Source organism: Nitratireductor lacus (genome assembly GCF_056431025.1).
This window is the reverse complement of sequence record NZ_JBWKMB010000007.1, coordinates 1-19,055: the sequence shown is the minus strand read 5'-3', so window position 1 is coordinate 19,055 and position 19,055 is coordinate 1. Positions and strand designations below refer to the sequence as shown.

Annotated in this window: 18 protein-coding genes; 9 read left to right on the top strand and 9 right to left on the bottom strand. The window is 60.9% G+C overall.

The genetic code is table 11. The features are described 5' to 3' along the window. Nucleotides 1-94 precede the first annotated feature (94 nt). The 3 genes from AC07E3_RS07390 (at nucleotide 95) to AC07E3_RS07380 (ending at nucleotide 4,403) form a co-directional block, all read left to right on the top strand. Nucleotides 95-526 (top strand): Fur family transcriptional regulator, encoded by a 432-nt coding sequence (locus tag AC07E3_RS07390; protein ID WP_065816792.1) that lies wholly within the window; start codon nucleotides 95-97, stop codon nucleotides 524-526. Between the two features lie 333 nt (nucleotides 527-859). Continuing rightward, a complete protein-coding gene (polA, locus tag AC07E3_RS07385) occupies nucleotides 860-3,772 on the top strand; it encodes a DNA polymerase I (RefSeq protein WP_336070965.1) in 2,913 nt (970 codons plus the stop codon). 7 nt (nucleotides 3,773-3,779) lie between these two features. Beyond that, the gene (locus AC07E3_RS07380) at nucleotides 3,780-4,403 is read left to right on the top strand and encodes a LysE family transporter (RefSeq protein WP_171900091.1); all 624 of its coding nucleotides are present in this window, start codon (nucleotides 3,780-3,782) and stop codon (nucleotides 4,401-4,403) included. A gap of 166 nt (nucleotides 4,404-4,569) precedes the next feature. On the opposite strand, the gene AC07E3_RS07375 is transcribed toward AC07E3_RS07380, so the two are convergent. The 6 genes from AC07E3_RS07375 to ybgF form a co-directional block, all read right to left on the bottom strand. After that, nucleotides 4,570-5,409, bottom strand: coding sequence for an outer membrane protein (locus tag AC07E3_RS07375; protein ID WP_478360936.1), 840 nt, complete (start codon nucleotides 5,407-5,409; stop codon nucleotides 4,570-4,572). Between the two features lie 185 nt (nucleotides 5,410-5,594). Next, on the bottom strand, nucleotides 5,595-6,458 hold the full coding sequence (locus AC07E3_RS07370; RefSeq protein ID WP_478360934.1) for an outer membrane protein: 864 nt from the start codon (nucleotides 6,456-6,458) through the stop codon (nucleotides 5,595-5,597). 330 nt (nucleotides 6,459-6,788) lie between these two features. Next, a complete protein-coding gene (glmM, locus tag AC07E3_RS07365; protein WP_007010722.1) occupies nucleotides 6,789-8,141 on the bottom strand; it encodes a phosphoglucosamine mutase in 1,353 nt (450 codons plus the stop codon). 292 nt (nucleotides 8,142-8,433) lie between these two features. Then, a complete protein-coding gene (gene ftsH / locus AC07E3_RS07360) occupies nucleotides 8,434-10,374 on the bottom strand; it encodes an ATP-dependent zinc metalloprotease FtsH (RefSeq protein ID WP_336070959.1) in 1,941 nt (646 codons plus the stop codon). A gap of 144 nt (nucleotides 10,375-10,518) precedes the next feature. Then, nucleotides 10,519-11,811, bottom strand: coding sequence for a tRNA lysidine(34) synthetase TilS (gene tilS / locus AC07E3_RS07355; RefSeq protein ID WP_478360932.1), 1,293 nt, complete (start codon nucleotides 11,809-11,811; stop codon nucleotides 10,519-10,521). An 8-nt stretch (nucleotides 11,812-11,819) separates the two neighbouring features. Continuing rightward, nucleotides 11,820-12,848, bottom strand: a complete 1,029-nt coding sequence (gene ybgF / locus AC07E3_RS07350; protein ID WP_478360930.1) for a tol-pal system protein YbgF — start codon at nucleotides 12,846-12,848, stop codon at nucleotides 11,820-11,822. 137 nt (nucleotides 12,849-12,985) lie between these two features. On the opposite strand from ybgF, the gene AC07E3_RS07345 reads away from it, so the two are divergent. Then, a complete protein-coding gene (locus AC07E3_RS07345; protein WP_007010726.1) occupies nucleotides 12,986-13,408 on the top strand; it encodes a metallopeptidase family protein in 423 nt (140 codons plus the stop codon). A 105-nt stretch (nucleotides 13,409-13,513) separates the two neighbouring features. Here AC07E3_RS07345 and AC07E3_RS07340 read toward each other — a convergent pair whose 3' ends face one another. The 3 genes from AC07E3_RS07340 to AC07E3_RS07330 all read right to left on the bottom strand — a co-directional run bounded on the left by AC07E3_RS07340 (nucleotide 13,514) and on the right by AC07E3_RS07330 (nucleotide 15,069). Continuing rightward, complete coding sequence (locus AC07E3_RS07340; RefSeq protein ID WP_336070953.1) at nucleotides 13,514-13,894, bottom strand: DUF6693 family protein; 381 nt, start codon at nucleotides 13,892-13,894, stop codon at nucleotides 13,514-13,516. A gap of 66 nt (nucleotides 13,895-13,960) precedes the next feature. Continuing rightward, a complete protein-coding gene (locus AC07E3_RS07335; protein ID WP_090328904.1) occupies nucleotides 13,961-14,167 on the bottom strand; it encodes a DUF1737 domain-containing protein in 207 nt (68 codons plus the stop codon). Continuing rightward, complete coding sequence (locus tag AC07E3_RS07330; RefSeq protein WP_478360927.1) at nucleotides 14,164-15,069, bottom strand: HpcH/HpaI aldolase/citrate lyase family protein; 906 nt, start codon at nucleotides 15,067-15,069, stop codon at nucleotides 14,164-14,166. Before AC07E3_RS07330 ends, AC07E3_RS07335 begins: the two co-directional genes overlap by 4 nt. 277 nt (nucleotides 15,070-15,346) lie before the next feature. Here AC07E3_RS07330 and leuD point away from each other — a divergent pair, with 277 nt between their 5' ends. From leuD to AC07E3_RS07305, 5 genes are all read left to right on the top strand, one after another. Continuing rightward, nucleotides 15,347-15,952, top strand: coding sequence for a 3-isopropylmalate dehydratase small subunit (gene leuD / locus AC07E3_RS07325; RefSeq protein WP_478360925.1), 606 nt, complete (start codon nucleotides 15,347-15,349; stop codon nucleotides 15,950-15,952). After that, the gene (locus tag AC07E3_RS07320) at nucleotides 15,943-16,365 is read left to right on the top strand and encodes a RidA family protein (RefSeq protein WP_223005638.1); all 423 of its coding nucleotides are present in this window, start codon (nucleotides 15,943-15,945) and stop codon (nucleotides 16,363-16,365) included. Before leuD ends, AC07E3_RS07320 begins: the two co-directional genes overlap by 10 nt. 71 nt (nucleotides 16,366-16,436) lie before the next feature. Continuing rightward, nucleotides 16,437-17,546, top strand: coding sequence for a 3-isopropylmalate dehydrogenase (gene leuB / locus AC07E3_RS07315; RefSeq protein WP_478360923.1), 1,110 nt, complete (start codon nucleotides 16,437-16,439; stop codon nucleotides 17,544-17,546). 18 nt (nucleotides 17,547-17,564) lie between these two features. Then, on the top strand, nucleotides 17,565-17,762 hold the full coding sequence (locus tag AC07E3_RS07310) for a hypothetical protein (RefSeq protein ID WP_007010733.1): 198 nt from the start codon (nucleotides 17,565-17,567) through the stop codon (nucleotides 17,760-17,762). 108 nt (nucleotides 17,763-17,870) lie between these two features. Then, the gene (locus tag AC07E3_RS07305; protein WP_223005639.1) at nucleotides 17,871-18,905 is read left to right on the top strand and encodes an aspartate-semialdehyde dehydrogenase; all 1,035 of its coding nucleotides are present in this window, start codon (nucleotides 17,871-17,873) and stop codon (nucleotides 18,903-18,905) included. The last annotated feature ends 150 nt before the right edge of the window (nucleotides 18,906-19,055 follow it).

Genomic DNA, 19,055 nt, shown 5'->3' with positions numbered 1-19,055 from the left:
GGAATGCTTAAACTGTGGGGTTTCATGAGGAGAAACTTGAGTACGAACAGATGGAATCTTTGCAACTGATTGTCATCTGGCGCATAGTTGCTCCATGAATCAGCATGCCAGTCATAAGCCGGATTATGAGAAGGAACTGCGCCGCGCCGGCGTTCGCATCACCCGGCCGCGCAAGGTGATTCTGCGGATTCTGACAGAAACGGACGATCATCCGGACGCCATGGAAATTTTCCAGCGTGCTTCGGCCATCGATCCGAGCATCTCACTATCGACTGTCTACCGCACCATGAAGCTTCTGGAAGAGATGGGGGCGATCCACCGCCATGCCTTCGAAGGCGGGCGCGCCCGTTTCGAGCAGGCCGATGGCGAGCATCATGATCACCTGATCGATATCGACACTGGTGACGTGATCGAATTTCATTCAAACCGGATCGAAGAGTTGCAGGAAGAGATAGCCCGCGCCCTGGGTTACGATATCGTGCATCACCGGCTGGAGCTTTACGGCAGAAGACGCAGGAAACCCTGACCTCTAAACGCAAGAGCCGCCGTGGTGGAGGGGAAACCACGGCGGCCATGCTTGAAACACCGCGGCAGCCCGGAGAGGGGGGATGAGGCTGCCGCTATTTCGTCCGGAAAAGGCGGGGGACGAGCCTAGGCCGGACCACGGCGAAAAATTGCCGCTGTCTGTTATTTTGTGTTCGAACGTGGCTATTCAAGGGCACGAACATTACATCTTCGTAACAAACGCGTGATAGAAAGCGGTAGGCGGCGTTCGACCATGTCAGCACTCTTCTCCGAAAGGCGCTGAACACCCCCTTTTCCGTGGACAGGCGCACCCTGCCGCGCTACCCGTACAGCCATGAAAAAAGGCGATCATCTTTTCCTCGTTGACGGCTCGGGCTACATCTTTCGTGCCTATCATGCACTGCCCCCGCTGACCCGCAAATCCGACGGCCTGCCGGTCGGTGCGGTGGCCGGCTTCTGCAACATGCTCTGGAAACTGCTGCAGAATGCGCGCGACACGGATGTCGGCGTCACACCGACGCATTTTGCGGTGATTTTCGACCATTCCTCGAAAACCTTCCGCAACGATCTCTACCCGGAATACAAAGCCAACCGCTCCGAACCGCCGGAAGACCTCGTGCCGCAGTTCGGCCTGATCCGCGAAGCGACACTGGCTTTCGACCTGCCCTGCATCGAAATGGCCGGTTTCGAGGCCGATGACCTCATTGCCACCTATGCCAGGCTTGCGAGTGAAGCAGGCGGCGAAACCACCATCATTTCCTCTGACAAGGACCTGATGCAGCTCGTCACCGATCGCGTCTCCATGTACGACCCGATGAAGGATCGCGAGATCCGGGTTCCGGAAGTGATCGAGAAATGGGGCGTTCCGCCCGAGAAAATGATCGACCTTCAGGCGCTGACGGGCGATTCGGTGGACAATGTCCCCGGCGTCCCCGGAATCGGTCCGAAAACGGCCGCGCAACTGCTCGAAGAGTATGGCGATCTCGACACGCTGCTTTCTCGCGCAAATGAGATAAAACAGAACAAAAGGCGCGAAAACCTGATCGAATTCGCCGAAAAGGCGCGCATTTCCCGCGAATTGGTGAAGCTCAGGATCGACGTTCCGGTCGAGCACGGGATCGACACGTTCGAGCTCGCTCCGCCCGACGGGCCGAAGCTGATCGGCTTCCTGAAAGCGATGGAGTTCTCCACCCTGACGCGCCGCGTGGCGGAAGCCACCGGCGCTGAAGTGGCGGAAATCGAAGCCGCTCATGTGGAGGTGGAAGCGGGCGAAAATGCCCACGGGCCGGACCTCGACCCCTCCCCCGCCGAGAGCGACGGTGACGCGGCAACCCCTGCGAAGCTTGCAGCCGGTATCGCAGAAGCTGGCGCAGCCCAGACTTTCGACCATGCCGGCTACGAATGCGTCCGCGATCTGGACACGCTGAAGCGCTGGATTGCGGAAGCCTGCGAGACCGGCATCCTCGCCTTCGACACCGAGACCACCTCGCTCGATCCGATGCAGGCGGAACTCTGCGGCTTTTCGCTCGCCACGAAACCCGGTCGTGCCGCCTATGTCCCGCTCAACCACAAGAGCGGCGACGGCGACCTTCTGGGTGGCGGGCTGATCGAGAACCAGATTCCGCAGCAGGACGCGCTGGAGGCGATCCGCGCCGTCATGGCCAATCCTGCCGTGCTCAAGATCGGCCAGAACCTCAAATATGACTGGCTGCTGATGTATCGACTCGGCGTGGAGATCGTCGGCGTCGACGACACCATGCTCATGTCCTATGTGCTCGATGCCGGAACCGGCAGCCACGGCACGGTGAGCCACGGCATGGACGCGCTCTCCGAACGCTGGCTGGGTCACAAACCCATCCCCTACAAGGAACTGACGGGAACGGGCCGCAAGCAGGTCACCTTCGACATGGTCGATCTGGAGCGCGCCACCGCCTACGCCGCCGAAGATGCCGACATCACCCTCCGGCTCTGGCAGGTGCTGAAGCCGCGGCTTGCCGCCGAAGGCCTCGTTTCCGTCTATGAGCGGCTCGAACGGCCCATGATCCCGGTGATCGGCCGCATGGAGCATCGCGGCGTCGCCGTCGACCGGCAGATTCTTTCGCGGCTTTCAGGCGATTTCGCACAGACGGCAGCGGGCATCGAAGACGAGATCTACGAGCTGGCCGGTGAACGCTTTACCATCGGCTCGCCCAAGCAGCTTGGCGAGATCCTGTTCGGCAAGATGGGCCTTCCGGGCGGCAGCAAGACGAAGACCGGCCAGTGGTCGACTTCGGCGCAGGTGCTCGAAGACCTTGCAGCCGCGGGCCATGAGCTCCCGCGCAAGATCGTCGACTGGCGCCAGGTCACCAAGCTCAAATCCACCTATACGGATGCCCTGCCGGGCTACATCAACCCTGAAACCAAGCGGGTGCACACCTCCTACGCACTCGCTTCCACCACGACCGGACGCCTCTCATCGTCCGAACCGAACCTGCAGAACATCCCGATCCGCACCACAGAGGGCCGTAAAATCCGCACCGCCTTCGTGGCACCGGAGGGCGCCAGGCTGATTTCGGCCGACTACAGCCAGATCGAACTGCGCGTGCTCGCCCATGTGGCGGATATCCCCGAGCTCAAGAAAGCCTTTGCCGACGGGCTCGATATTCACGCCATGACGGCGTCGGAAATGTTCGATGTGCCGGTTGAAGGCATGCCGCCGGAGGTGCGCCGCCGCGCCAAGGCAATCAATTTCGGCATCATCTACGGTATCTCGGCCTTTGGCCTGGCCAATCAGCTTGGCATTCCGCGCGAAGAGGCCAGCGCCTATATCAAGCGCTATTTCGAGCGTTTTCCCGGCATCAAGGACTATATGGATTCCACCAAGGCCCAGGCACGCGAGCAGGGCTATGTGGAGACCGTGTTCGGCCGCCGGGCACACTACCCCGAGATCCGCTCCTCAAACCCGCAACTGCGCGCCTTCAACGAACGTGCGGCGATCAACGCGCCGATCCAGGGCTCGGCAGCCGACATCATCCGCCGCGCGATGGCGCGCATGGAAAACGCCCTTGCCGATGCCGGTCTTGAAGACGTGCAGATGCTGCTTCAGGTGCATGACGAACTGATCTTTGAAGCGCCGGAAAGCAAGGTGGAGAAGGCCATTCCCGTTATCTGCGAGGTCATGGAGAACGCGGCACTTCCCGCACGCGCCCTCTCCGTTCCCCTACAGGTCGAGGCGCGCGCGGCAAGCAACTGGGACGAAGCCCACTGACACGATGATGCTTCTGGGACTCGATCTGACCGTCATCGCCTCTTTCGCTCTGGCGTCCACGCTGATCGAGCTCACACCCGGCCCCAACATGGCCTATCTGGCGCTGATATCCGCGTCGGAGGGCCGCCGCGCCGGGTTTGCCACCGTCGCCGGTGTTGCGCTCGGGCTCGGCATTGTCGGCATTGTCGCAGCCCTCGGGGTCGCTCAGATCATTCAGGCATCCGTGCTGCTCTATGAGGGCCTGCGCTGGGCGGGCGTTCTGTTCCTGCTCTATCTGGCCTGGGATGGCTGGCGCCAGGGCACTGACGTGGTCTCGGCAGGCGACAGGCCGGACGGACAACACTTCCTGCGCGGGCTAGTCACCAACCTGCTCAACCCGAAGGCTGCCGTCTTCTACATCGCGGTGCTGCCGACCTTCGTCAATCCGCTGGAGCCGCTCACGCCGCAGACCATGCTTCTGACGATGGTCTATGTGGGCGTTGCGACGCTGATCCACGGGCTTATCGTTTTGCTAGCAAGCCGCTTGCAGCCCTTTTTGACCGACCCGCGGCGAGAACGCATCGCGCGGCGGACGCTTTCTGCACTGCTCGCGCTTGTCGCCCTGTGGTTCGGCTGGTCGACTGCGCGCTGAGCACGAAAAGACCCCGCTGCAGGAGCGAGGTCTCGCATTTCAGATGGTCGCTTGTGAATAGAGCATCGGACCGAAAAGTGGAATCCGGCTTTCGGGCTATTCCGATGCTCCATCAATAGTTTAGATCGTCCTTTGTGCGTCCGGATGGACGCACGGCGACCTGCGTTCACCAAAGTTCGTAGCGCAGACCCACACGGATTTCGTGCGTCGACAGGCCACTGTCGGTGCCCTGAATTCCGGTGGCCCCGGCCGTCGCCGTGGCAGCATCCCAGCCAAACATCTGGCCGCCGTCGATATTGCGATAGCGATAACCCAGATCGACCTTCATGTTGTTGGAGAAATCGTAGGAAACGCCAGCCATCAAGGCATAGGTAAAGCGCCAGTCGGACTCGCCGGCATGGGTGGTCGTGCCGACAAGACCGGTGCCTCCGCAACTTCCGCCCACGCAGTATGAGCTGTTGGAGAGATCATCCCAGCGAAGATAGGTGTAACCGATGCCTGCACCGACATAAGGCGTGAAGCCGACATAGGTGCCAAGGTCAACATATCCATTGAGAAGCATGGAGTATCCGGTCACCTCGGACGAATCCTCTGACCGGCAGGTGGTACTGCCGGGGCTTCCGGGGCAGGGAGACGCGCTTGAGGTCGTGCCGCTGAAATCAGCCGAAAAACGATCCAGCGTCACATCGGCGCGAAGCCAGTCCGTGAAGGAATAGCCGGCGCCGATGCCGAACGTGAAGTCGTCGGATAAGGAAACGCTGTCGAACGACGCCGATCCATAGCTGACACCGTCAAATGTCCGGTAGGTGAAGGGATCCTTCGCTTCGGTCTTCAGCGAATAGCCGATGTCGCCACGCAGATACCAGCCACTGCCGATCTCCACCGGCACCACGTCCGGCGCCTGGTCGATGATGATGGGTGGATCGTAGTCAGCGGCGGCTGCCGCGCCGATCGAAATCAGCGTCAGGCATACCGAAGAAGCAAGCAAACGGGTGATGGTGCGCATAATCCGAACTCCGCAAAATGCGACGGATAAACGCTGCCCCCGCCGCTGTTGGAGAGCATTGTTAACCATTCGGGTTAAGCCGAGGTTAAGGCTAACGCAGGGTTACCGCACTTGCTCAGAACCACCGCGCAAACAAAAAACCGCCCGGCGCAAAGCCGGGCGGTCGAAATTCCAACTGGCTGATTTTACTTATAAACCGGCGGTTCAAACGGCGGCGGGTCGTAGCTGACCACCTGCGGCTGTGCACAGTTCGAGTTGCCGCCGAACTGGTAGCGCAGGCCGGCGCGTGCCTCGTGCACGTTAAAGCCATCGTCAAAGCCCGGTGCAACGCCCGAAGCGTATTCGAACATGCGGCCGCCTGCGACGCGCGTGAAGCGATAGCCCATGTCGAGATTGAGGTTTTCGGTGAGGCAGTAAGAGGTACCCGCCATCAGCGAGTAGGCAAAGCGCCAATTGCTGGAGCCCTCATGAACCGTCGTTCCGTCGCGCGTCGTGTTGGTAAGATCGTCCCACATAATGTACGCGCCACCGATACCCGCACCGACATAGGGCGTGAACCCGTAATAGGTGCCGAGATCGACATAGGCGTTGGCCATCAGCAACCAAGCGCTATAGGCTGACGTGTCGCTGGAAACACAGGCATTACCGTCCAGGCACGTGCCTGAGGTGGAGCCCGTGAAGTCTGACTTGAACCAGTAGTCCGCCGTCAGATCCGTGCGCAGATAGCGGTTGATCTGGTAACCGATGCCAGCCCCGAGCGACATGGCGCCCTTGAGGTCTGTCGTATCGAAGGAGGCCGTTCCGCCGCGAAGGCCGCCCGGCGCGTCTCCATAAGTGATGTATTCGGTGCCCCGCAGCTTCGACCAGTGATAGTCGATGTCGCCGCGAATATACCAGCCGCCGAAGGACGGAGCCGGATCCGGCTGGATCACGGGCGGCAGGGGTTCGGGAGCTTCGATGATCGGTGGCTCATACAGATCTGCAGCATAGCCCGCGGTCGGAGCGATTAGCAGCAAGGCCGCCCCGAAGACCTTCATAGACTTCAACATATCTTCCCATCCTTGGCGTTGCCGCGCCCCCCTGGGCACACTGGCAAATTGCAACTCGCCCGGAGTATTTGAGGAAAAAAGTTAAATACGCCTTAACCCTAAGCCTTAACCACGTTCGGCATGCACGTTTTGCGGGAATTGCATGATCAAGGGACGAAAGCGCCCCATTTGTGCCGGGCCGGGGAGGCCACCGAACAGGTGAAGGAAGACATCCACCCTGCCGTGGGCAGACAGATGAGGGCAACCGCCAGCTTTAAGCGAACATGCAGCGCCGGAACGAAAAAAGCCGGCGCTGAGCACCGGCTTCTCCACTGTCTCTGTTCTGCCGCGTCAGGCTGCGTTCTTCGAATCGGCGATTGCGTTGATCACGTCATCCACCACGCTTTCAACCAGCGCCGGATCGTCAGCCTCGGCCATCACGCGGATAAGCGGTTCGGTGCCGGACGGGCGGATGACGAGCCGTCCCTTGCCGCCGAGCCGGGCCTCGGCCTCGGCAATGGCCGACTTGACCGGCGCCGATTCGAGTGGCTTCCCGCCGGAGATACGCACATTTTTCAACAGCTGCGGAACCGGCTCGAATTTCTTGCAGACCTCGCTCGCCGGGCGGTTCTCGCGCTTGATGCAGGCCAGCACCTGCAGCGCCGCCACCAGCCCGTCTCCCGTGGTGGAGAAATCCGAGAGGACGACATGACCTGACTGCTCTCCACCGACATTCAGCCCATTGGCACGCATGCGCTCGACCACATAGCGGTCGCCAACCTTCACCCGGTGCAGATCGAGCTTCAGATCGCCCATAAAGCGCTCAAGCCCGAGATTGGACATGACAGTGGCGACAACACCCCCGCCCTGCAGCTTGCCGGCCTTGTGCCAGGACTGGGCGATGAGCGCCATGATCTGGTCGCCATCGATCACCGTGCCGTTCTCATCGACGATGACCACGCGATCGGCATCGCCATCGAGTGCGATGCCGATATCGGCCCGCACCTCATGAACCTTCTTGGCAAGGCCGAGCGGATGCGTGGAGCCGCAATCCTCATTGATGTTGACGCCGTTCGGCTCGTCATTGATCGCCACCACTTCGGCGCCGAGTTCCCAGAGCACGGCAGGGGCAACCTTGTAGGCGGCACCATTGGCGCAGTCGACCACGATGCGCAGCCCCGAAAGAGACATGGAGCGCGGCAGGGTGCGCTTGGCAAACTCGATATAGCGGTCATGGACACCGTCGACACGTTTTGCCCGGCCCAGCCCGCCATTATCGGCAAGCGCCAGCTCGACCTCCTTGTCGAGCATCGCCTCGATGCGGCCTTCGATCTTGTCGGAGAGCTTGTAGCCGTCCGGGCCGAAGAGCTTGATACCATTGTCGTAATAGGGATTGTGCGAGGCAGAGATCATCACGCCGATATCGGCGCGCAGCGACCGCACCAGCATGGCAACAGCCGGGGTCGGTATGGGTCCAAGCAGGAAGACGTCCATGCCGGCGGCGCAAAAGCCCGAAACCAGCGCGTTCTCGATCATATAACCGGAAAGCCGCGTGTCCTTGCCGAGCACCACACGGTGGCGATGACTGCCATTCTGAAACGAAAGGCCAGCCGCCATGCCGACCTTCATCGCAATTTCCCCCGTCATCGGGAAGCGGTTCGCGCGACCACGAATCCCGTCCGTACCAAAGTATTTTTTTGCCATTTTACCCTTGCTGCCCGTTCGGCGCACTTTGTCTGGTTTTTCTGTCAAAGCGGCGTCCCTCGCTCACTCTTTGCCACAGGAGCAGCACTCGTTTGCATCAAATTCTGTGAGACAGTGTAACGCTTTTCAAATAAACGTCTGCTTGCGAATTATGCTTAATAGCAAGTTAAGAGGCAGGACAACCCTGCAAACTCAACCGTAGCGCGACTTTGGTTTGGTCAAACCATAGCAAAAAGCCGTGAAACGGTGTTCACGGCTTTTTGGAAGTGACGTCCGTCCGAAGGACGGTTCTTCAACCCTGCGGCTGTGGCTCCATGCCGCCTTCGGGCTCATCGCCGCCCTTTTTCTGCCCCTGGGACCGCGTGCCTGTCTTCGGCACGGCCGAGCCGCGGGACGGGGGCGTGTCGTCGCCGGAATCGCGCGACGGCTTCTCACCCTTGAGCAGCGCCTGAATTTCGTCGCCCGAAAGCGTTTCATACTCCAGCAGCCCTTCGGCGATGGCGATCCAGCCCTTTTTCTTCTTGGTCAGGATATCGCGGGCGGTCGTGTAGGCTTCATCGATCAGACGGCGCACTTCACTGTCGATCTTCTGCTGCGTTTCCTGCGACATGTTCTGCTGGCGCGCCACGGAATGGCCCAGGAACACCTCTTCCTGGTTTTCGCCATAAGCCACCTGGCCGAGCTCGTCGGAGAAGCCCCACTGGGTGACCATGGCGCGGGCAAGCTTCGTCGCCTGTTCGATATCGGAGGAAGCACCGGAGGTGATGTTCTCCTTGCCGAACTTGAGCTCTTCGGCCACGCGTCCGCCCATCATAATGGCAAGGCGCGAAATCATCCACTTGTAACTCATCGAGTAGCGGTCGCCCTCGGGAAGCTGCATGACCATGCCGAGCGCACGCCCGCGCGGTATGATCGTCGCCTTGTGGACGGGATCCGCCTTCGGCACGTTGAGAGCAACGATGGCGTGACCGGCCTCGTGATAGGCGGTCAGTTCCTTCTCTTCCTGGGTCATGGCGTGCGAACGACGCTCGGCGCCCATCATGACCTTGTCCTTGGCGTCTTCGAATTCCTGCATGGTGACAAGGCGCTTGTTGCGCCGGGCGGCCATCAGGGCAGCCTCATTGACGAGGTTGGCGAGGTCCGCACCGGAAAAGCCCGGTGTCCCGCGTGCAACAATCTTGAGATCGACATTCGGCGCCATCGGCACATTGCGCACATGCACTTTCAGGATTTTCTCACGGCCGGCCACATCCGGGTTCGGCACCACGACCTGGCGGTCGAAACGGCCCGGACGCAGAAGCGCGGGGTCCAGAACGTCCGGACGGTTGGTGGCTGCGATCAGGATAATGCCTTCATTGGCCTCGAAACCATCCATCTCGACGAGAAGCTGGTTCAGCGTCTGCTCACGTTCGTCGTTACCGCCACCAAGACCGGCACCGCGATGACGGCCGACCGCATCGATTTCGTCGATGAAGATGATGCAGGGCGCGTTCTTCTTGGCCTGCTCGAACATGTCGCGCACGCGGGACGCACCGACACCGACGAACATTTCCACGAAATCCGAACCCGAAATGGTGAAGAACGGCACATTGGCCTCACCCGCCACCGAGCGGGCAAGAAGCGTCTTGCCGGTTCCGGGGGGGCCGACAAGCAGCACGCCACGCGGAATCTTGCCGCCGAGACGCTGGAATTTCTGCGGATCGCGCAGGAACTCGACGATTTCCTCAAGATCTTCCTTGGCTTCATCGACACCCGCCACATCCTGGAAGGTGACGCGGCCATGCGCTTCGGTCAGGAGCTTGGCCTTCGACTTGCCGAACCCCATGGCGCGGCCCGAGCCCGACTGCATCTGGCGCATGAAGAATATCCACACGCCCAGGATCAAGATCATGGGCAGCCACGAGACAAGATAGCCGAGGAACGAGTTGGAACCGTCGCTTTCAGGCCGGGCATTGATCGTAACACCGCGCTCTTCAAGACGCTGCACCAGCGAGGGATCGCCCGGAGAGTAGGTCTGGAAGGGGGTGCGGTTGCCCGTATAGGTGCCGGTGATGCGATCGCCCGTGATCGTCACCGATTCAACGCTTCCCGACGAAAGCTCTTCCAGAAACTGCGAATACGCGATATCGCGCGTCGCACCGCGCTGCTGGGGAGCCTGGAACAGGTTGAAGAGCGCAATCAGCAGAACGGCGATAATCGCCCAGAGCGCAAAGTTTCTGTAATTCGGATTCATATAAGTCCCGCATACTCGCCGAAGCCCGGCGATCGTCCGTTTTTCGTGGTCAGGATTAACATAGGGAGCCGGTGCTTCCTTGCCAAGCCAAGGCGCCCCACCTGCTCACCTTTAGGTTAAGCTTCCATGCCGAATGTGGTGCGCTCATGGCAGTTTTAGAACTGTTTTGCCGCCAACCAGTCGAATGAGGGCGTGCGCGACGTCAATATCGAAGGATGGAAGCAGGTGCGCCCATGGGGCTGGCACGCCGATCCCGTTTCCCGGCACCGCCATACGCGCGGGTCCAATGCAGACATCGCCGCGCCACAGAGCCGGTTCGGCAAATTGCGCTGCAAAAAGAAGATCCTGCGGCAGGGTGGGGTTCGCCTCCGGCAAAAGATCGCGTGCTGCAGCGCCAAACGGAGCAATGTGCAGGCCTTCCGGCGCGGAAAGCCTGTAGCGTCGATCCCATAGTCCCTCCCACATCGCTTCGTTTCCTGTCGGCAGGTTGCGCCGTTCGCGGTGAAGGTAGATGCCGCTTGCACGCCGGTCGATCACCGCCCGCGACAATGTGGCGCAAACCCCGGCGCGCAGCCCGGCAAGCACCCGGGCCGATGGCTCTTCGGAAGGCAGATGAAGAGCGCCGCCAGCCATCGCCGTCAGCACCCGCAGGGCATAGAGCGCAGCCTCGGCGTCCGCGTCCTCGACAAACGCCGGATCAACGCGATAGAGCCCCGGTGCCATACAGCGCGCATGATCACTGATCAGATGTGCTGCGCGCGCACCAAGCGCAATACGCCCCGCGGCGGCGGTCTCGGCTTCCATAATCCGGCTGGCCGCCATTTCGGGAGTCAGCGACCGGCGTACGCGCACGCGCTCATAGGCCGTATCGTCATTGGTCGGGTCGTCGATCCAGCGCACATCCCGCGATGCCAGATAGCTGCGCAGATCGGCGCGGCCGTGAGAAAGCAGCGGCCGGACAAACCAGATCGCACCGTCATAGAGTGAAGCAGGGGCAATCCCCGCGCTGCCCAGCCCCGTGCCGCGCCCGGCGCGCATGGCAACAGTCTCGGCCTGATCGTCACGCGTGTGGCCGGTGAAAACGAGCCCGGCACCCGCCTCACGTGCCGCCTGCGCCAGAAGTGACAGCCGTGCCGAGCGCGCGGCAGCGGAAATGCCCGTCGCCGGCTTTTCGCCGCGCCAGACCATTGTGCGATGGGCAATGCCGCGGCTGGCGCAAAGGGCAGCGACAAAGCGCGCCTCCTCGGCCGCCTCGGCTCGCAGGGCGTGATCCACCGTCACCGCCGTGAGGGCCGGAGCGCCTGCCTGCAAATCAAGGAATTCTTTCAAAAGGAGAAGAAGGGCGAGGGAGTCGCCACCGCCGGAAACCGCTGCAATCACCCCGGTCTGTCGGGAAAATGCGATACCGTCGAAGATCTGTCTCGGATCTGGCTGCATCGCCGGGTTCAGCAACCCGCGAGCGCCTGTTCCTGCTTCACGCGCTCACGCAGCGCCGTGGAAACATCAGGGTATTTCTGACCAATTTCATTATAGGTGACGCAGGCCACGTCGCGCTGGTTCATCGCCGCCAGCGAAATGCCAAGCTTGAGAAGCATGTCGGGCGCCTTGTCGGCCGAAGGATATTCGCGGCTCGCGCGCAGAAAAATCTCGGCGGCGTCGCGGTAACGGTCCTGCCCCAGAAGGGATTCCCCAAGCCAGAAATGTGCATCCGGCGTGCGGGTGTCGCCCGGGAAACGCTCGATGTGCTGACGGAACCCGGCCTCCGCCGTTTTGTAATCGCCCGACAGGATGAATTCGTAGGAATTCCTGTAAAGTTCTTCCGGATCATCGGCAGAGGGGAGCGATGCCATCTGATCACCCTGCCCGATCGGCCCGATCTCGCCCGATCGGGTGAGGTCGATGGGTTCGCCAACTTCGCCGCCGACAATGTTGCCGTTCGCATCGAAGCGAACACTCCCAAGTGCGCGCGGCGGCTCACCCACGGTCGGCGCGTCCCGTGACGCGCTTTGTGTACCGCTTTCCATGCCGTTCGCCGTGTCGCCCCCTAGGCCGCCCCCAGGTCCGCCCCCGAGGCCGCCGTCTGACGGCATGCGCTCGGTTCGCTGATCGGGCAAACCACCGGCAGGCGCGGCACCCGACCCGCCGTTCTTTTCCAGTTCCTGGAAGCGGAATTCATTGTCTTCCTGCATCCGCCGGAGCTGATCCTGCATTTGCAGAATCTGGAAATTCAACTCTTCCACCCGCCCGTTGAGCTGGCGCACCTGCTCTTCCAGGCCGCTGACACGCGGGTCTCCCGCCTGGGCAAGAATGACATTTCCGCCATTCTGCTTGGCAAACCCCGTCGAGGGAAGCGCCGCAGGGCCAAGCGCCAACGCCTGCCCCGCCATGAGAAACGGCAACGCCAGAACGCCGCCGAGAACCGTTCGCAAAAACATTCCACTCTCGCTTTCGCAATAGACAACGGGGCTGTTCATCGCCCCATTTGCTCTTTATCAGGGCGCGAGACTTCGGCCAAATTTTGATTTTTGATGTCTGACGCCGAATGCAGGGGCGCATTTCGTACTCGAAAGCGGCCACATAAACCGCTATATGGCGCCTCAAAGGACTAGGAATGGCACGCATCTATCAGACACGGGCCTGGGAAAGCCAGCTTTCGCCTTCGCTTCAGGAGATGGAGCTACTGGCGCTTGAATCCTATGCGAATTTTCCCGATGACTTCCGCACGCTGACCGGCGAGATCATCATCCAGGTGGCCGAGTTTCCCACGGAGGAGATCATGGACGATCTCGCTCTGGAGACGCCTTTCGACCTGCTCGGCCTGTTTGAAGGGCGCGGCATCGCCGAACGCTGGAACCCGGCGACCGGCGAGGGCCCCAACCGCATCACCCTCTACCGCCGTGCGATCCTCGACTATTGGGCCGAGAACGAAGAAACGCTGGGAGATATCGTCAACCACGTGCTCATTCACGAGGTCGGCCATCATTTCGGCTTATCCGACGACGATATGGCCCGGATCGAAGAGGCCGTTGCCTGATCCTGTAGCATCGGACCGAAAAGTGGAATCCGGTTTTCGGGTTATTCCGATGTTCCATCAATCGTTTAGATCGTCCTGCGTCCATCCGGACGCACAAAGGACGATCTAAAGGCGAACCATCCGCGTCTTGTTCATGCACAGGCGCAGTGTTCGGAACATGTAGAACAGCAGCCCGATTCCAAACGTGATAACGGTCAGAACGATCCAGAGGATCACGTGCCCGATGATTTCGGCAAGGTTGAGTTCGCACTCAAGCCTGGCGATGGCATGCCCTTCCCGGTTGATCAGGTAGGTCTTGTTGATGATCGACTTGTAGAAATAGTAGATCGCGAAGAATGCGCCGATCCCGAGCGTGACAACAGAGACAACCGCCCAGATGATTATATAGCCGGTCGCCTCCATGATTGAGTAGTTGCAACGCAACCGCACGGAGCCACTCTCTTCCGGTGAGTGATTTCCTGCATTGACGATATTGATCGTGTTCATTTCGTCCCCCTCCCTTGCCCGAAGAGAGGAAAGCAAGAAACGAACCGGGGCGCAACTTTAATTACACTAGTAGTCGCCGAGCTTCATCTCCGGCGTGTATTCCAGCCCGTCGATTTCCTTGTAGACGGCCTGGCCGCATCGCATCGATTTGGCCTCGGCATCATAGGCATAGCTGGGGGAACCATGGAGCAGCCAGCCCCTGTTCAAAGCCACCGTCACCTTGTGACAGAAGCTGGCATCGTCCGGGCCGGTCAAAAAACGATAGAGCCTCATCGGGCCGTCTCCCCAATCTCTTTCAGTCTGATTGCTCTGGCGCGCTCGAGCAGTGTCTGCGCCATCTCCAGGTGCAGGCGCTCCACCATGCGTCCGTTCAGGGAAATCACGCCGCGTCCGGCGTTTTCGGGATCTGCGAAGGCGGCAACGATGGCCTCGGCCTCGGCAATGGCTTCGGAGGAAGGCGCAAAAACCGCATTGGCCGGCGCGATCTGCGCCGGGTGGATGAGCGTCTTCCCGTCGAAACCCATCGACCGCGCCTCCCGACAGCCTTTCCCGAATGCGTCGAGGTCGCGGAAATCATTGGAAACGCCATCAAGCACCGAGATGCCGCCGGCCCGCGCCGCCATGACAAGCTGGAAAAGGAACGGCGCCAGATAACGGCGATCTTCCGTCAGTTCGACGCCGGTTTCCTTGGCAAGGTCGTTCGTGCCGGCAACGAGACAGGAGAGGCGCGCAGCCGGATCGCGCCCGAGCTCCGCGATCGGCCCCAGATTGAGCACGGCGCGCGGTGTCTCGATCATGGCCCAGAGCTTCAGACTGCGCGGCGCATCGGTTTCATCAAGCGCCGCATCCGCGTCGAGAATGTCACGGGGGCCATTCACCTTGGGCAGGAGAATGGCATCGGGCTTCACCGCGCGCGCAGCCAGAAAATCTTCCGTTCCCCAGATGCTGGAGAGCGCATTGATGCGCACGACGACCTCGCAGCGCGGACGATCCCCGCCATTCAGAAAGTCGCGCAGCCTCTCGCGCGCATCCAGTTTTTCTTCCGGTCCGACGGCATCTTCCAGATCGTAGATCACCGCATCGCAGGCAAGCGTTGCGCTTTTGACCAGCGCCTTTTCATTGCTGGCGGGCACGTAAAGAACCGAGCGGCGAAGCTGTGCTGGATGATGATGCATATCCGTTTCATGGCTCAGTACTGCATTCGAAGCAAGACAGGACCATTGGCCAAGGGAAAACTTCCTTGCACAATCCGAATGGAAGAAAGATTTCCATTCTGCGCAGCAGGATGGCAAGGCCGATCGGCCGCCGGCGCCTGTGCGCCGAAAGCCAAGGGCGCGTATGCGCCCGCCCGGCGCTTGAGGGACAAAAACAAGAGAGCTTTGCTTTGCGGGGTCGGCTTGTGTATTGAGAGGCGGCAGATAAAATGGCCGCGCAGACAACGGACCAGGATTCATGGACAAGTTTACCAAGCTGACGGGCGTCGCCGCGCCCATGCCGATCGTCAATGTCGACACCGACATGATCATTCCGAAGGATTATCTCAAGACGATCAAGCGCACCGGCCTCGGCGCCGGGCTTTTCGCCGAAATGCGTTTCAACGAAGATGGTTCCGAGAACCCGGACTTTGTTCTCAACAAGCCGGCCTACCGCAACGCCAGCATTCTCGTCGCCGGCGACAATTTCGGCTGCGGTTCGAGCCGTGAACATGCCCCGTGGGCGCTGCTCGATTTCGGCATTCGCTGCGTCATCTCCACCAGCTTCGCCGACATTTTCTACAACAACTGCTTCAAGAACGGCATTCTGCCCATAAAGGTCAGCCAGGAAGAACTGGACATGCTGATGGACGACGCACAGCGTGGTTCCAATGCGACGCTGACCATCGATCTTGAAGAGCAGGAAATCCGCGGCCCGGACGGTGGCGTGGTGAAGTTCGAGATCGACGCCTTCAAGCGGCACTGCCTGCTGAACGGCCTCGACGACATCGGCCTCACCATGGAGAAGGCTCCGGCCATCGAGACCTTCGAGAACAAGTATACGGAAAGCCATCCGTGGGCGTAAGCCGGGATGACAGAGGCGGCCAGCGCCGCCTCATCTCCACCGGATCTCCCTTCGAGAAGACCGCAGGCTACAGCCGCGCGGTGGTTGATGGAGACTGGTGCTTCGTTTCCGGCACCACGGGCTATGACTATGCAACCATGGCCATGCCCGACAGCGTGGAAGAGCAGACACGCAACTGCCTTTCCACCATTCGCGCAGCGCTGACCGAGGGCGGCTTCGAGCTCGCCGACGTGGTGCGCGCGCATTACTACGTAACCAGCCGCTCTTATGTGTCCCGGGTCTTCCCGATCCTCGGCGAAGCCTTCGGCGATATCCGGCCAGCAGCCACCATGATCGTCTGCGAGCTCAATGAGCCGGAGATGAAGATCGAGATCGAGGTGACCGCGCTCAGGCGCAACCGTACCGCTTCCTGACCTGCCAGCCTTGCGCAATCCGGCGCGGCGGATTAGCAAGTCCCTCGAATTACCAGTTCGAGAGGCATTCCATGGCAACGCGCAAACTCCTTCTTCTCCCCGGCGACGGCATCGGCCCCGAGGCAATGGCCGAGGTCAAGAAACTCATCGACATGATGAACGCCGACTTTGGCGCCGGGTTCGAGACCGAGGAAGGCCTCGTCGGCGGCTGCGCCTATGACGCGCACGGTCAGTCGATCTCCGATGCCGACATGGACAAGGCCATGGCGGCGGATGCCGTGCTGTTCGGCGCGGTCGGCGGTCCCAAGTGGGACGGCGTTCCCTATGAGGTTCGCCCGGAAGCCGGCCTTCTGCGCCTGCGCAAGGAGATGGAGCTGTTCGCCAATCTGCGTCCGGCCATCTGCTACCCGGCGCTGGCCGCCACGTCCTCCCTCAAGCCGGAAGTCGTCGAAGGCCTCGACATCCTCATCCTGCGCGAGCTGACCGGCGGCGTGTATTTCGGCGAGCCCAAGGAGATCATCGACCTTGGCAATGGCCAGAAGCGCGGCATCGACACGCAGGTCTACGACACCTACGAGATCGAACGCATTGCCGGCGTGGCCTTCGAGCTTGCCCGCACCCGGAGCAACAGGGTCTGCTCCATGGAAAAACACAACGTCATGAAGTCGGGCGTGCTCTGGAAAGAGGTCGTCGCCAACACGCACAAGGCGAAGTATTCCGACGTCGAGCTGACCCACATGCTGGCCGACGCCGGCGGCATGCAGCTCGTGCGCTGGCCCAAGCAGTTCGACGTCATCGTCACCGACAATCTGTTCGGCGACATGCTGTCTGACGTTGCCGCCATGCTCACCGGCTCGCTCGGCATGCTGCCTTCGGCTTCGCTCGGCGCGCCGGACGAGAAGACCGGCTCGCGCAAGGCGCTCTACGAGCCGGTACATGGTTCCGCACCGGACATCGCCGGCCAGGGCATCGCAAACCCGATCGCCATGATCGCTTCCTTCGCCATGTGCCTGCGCTATTCCTTCAACATGGTTGAAGAGGCAGACCGCCTCGAGAAGGCCATCGCTGCGGTTCTGGAAGACGGCCTGCGCACCCGCGACCTCATGTCTGAAGGCATGACCGAGGTTGGCACCACGGCAATGGGCGACGCCATCGTGGCCAAATACAAGGCGCTCGCCTGACCCCTGTTTGCGGCCGGCATGGCCGGCCGCGCACGCTATTTCGTTGACTTGCGCCTGATTCAGCGTAAAACAACGCGCGGAAACGGAGACCCCTTTGCCATGCGCGCGCATCACGAAGCGCCATTTGCACAAAGTTTTTTAAACGCAGCCGGGAACGGCAGCGTCGGTCTCTGCTTTACCAAAACGACAGCCAAAACGACGACCAAAACGGTCTGACACCTCGGCTGCTCGTTCTCTCCCCGGGCCTAGCCGGGGAGAAGATGCCTGCTGGCTGCAGGCCTTCAAATCAAAGCCAAGCGGAGAGAGACAGGAGTTAAAAACCACATGGGTTTCAAGATAGCTGTCGCCGGCGCCACGGGGAATGTCGGCCGCGAAATGCTCAATATCCTCGAAGAGCGCGGCTTCCCGGCAGACGAGATCGTCCCGCTTGCTTCCCGCCGTTCCGTCGGCACCGAGGTTTCCTACGGCGACAAGACGCTGAAGGTTAAGGCACTCGAGTCCTACGACTTTTCCGACACCGACATCTGCCTGATGTCGGCCGGTGGTTCGATCTCCAAGGAGTATTCTCCTAAGATCGGAAAGCAGGGCTGCGTCGTGATCGACAATTCGTCGGCCTGGCGCTACGACCCGGACGTGCCGCTGATCGTTCCTGAAGTGAACCCCGACGCGGTCGACGGCTTCACCAAGAAGAACATCATCGCCAATCCGAACTGTTCCACGGCGCAGCTTGTGGTCGCGCTGAAGCCGCTGCATGAGGCAGCGACGATCAAGCGCGTTGTCGTGTCCACCTATCAGTCGGTTTCCGGCGCGGGCAAGGAAGGCATGGACGAGCTGTTCGAGCAGACGCGCGCCGTTTTCGTCGCCGATCCGATCTCGACCAACAAGTTCACCAAGCGCATCGCCTTCAACTGCATTCCCCATATCGACGTCTTCATGGAAGACGGCTTTACGAAGGAAGAGTGGAAGATGGTCGCCGAGACCAAGAAGATGCTCGACCCGAAGATCAAGCTCACGGCCACCTGTGTGCGCGTGCCGGTGTTCATCGGCCATGCGGAAGCCGTGAACCTGGAGTTCGAGAAGCCGATCACGGCCGACGAGGCGCGCGAGATCCTGCGCGAGGCGCCGGGCTGCCAGGTGATCGACAAGCGCGAGGACGGCGGCTACGTGACGCCTTACGAGAGCGCCGGCGAAGACGCCACCTATATCAGCCGCCTGCGTGAAGATCCGACGGTCGACAACGGTCTGGCTCTGTGGGTCGTGGCCGACAATCTGCGCAAGGGCGCTGCCCTCAACACGGTTCAGATCGCCGAGCTTCTCGTCGCGCGCGGCCTGATTCAGCCAAAGAAGGAAGCCGCCTGACCTCAGGCGGGTTCTTCGATTTAAGAATGAGAAAAGCGGGCCTTCGGGTCCGCTCAGACTGCTGACAAACCCCTGGCATTTGCCGGGGGTTTTTGATTCACTGGGTCATGTTGAAGACACCGGCCCCCGAACAGACAGCGCTCGAGATGG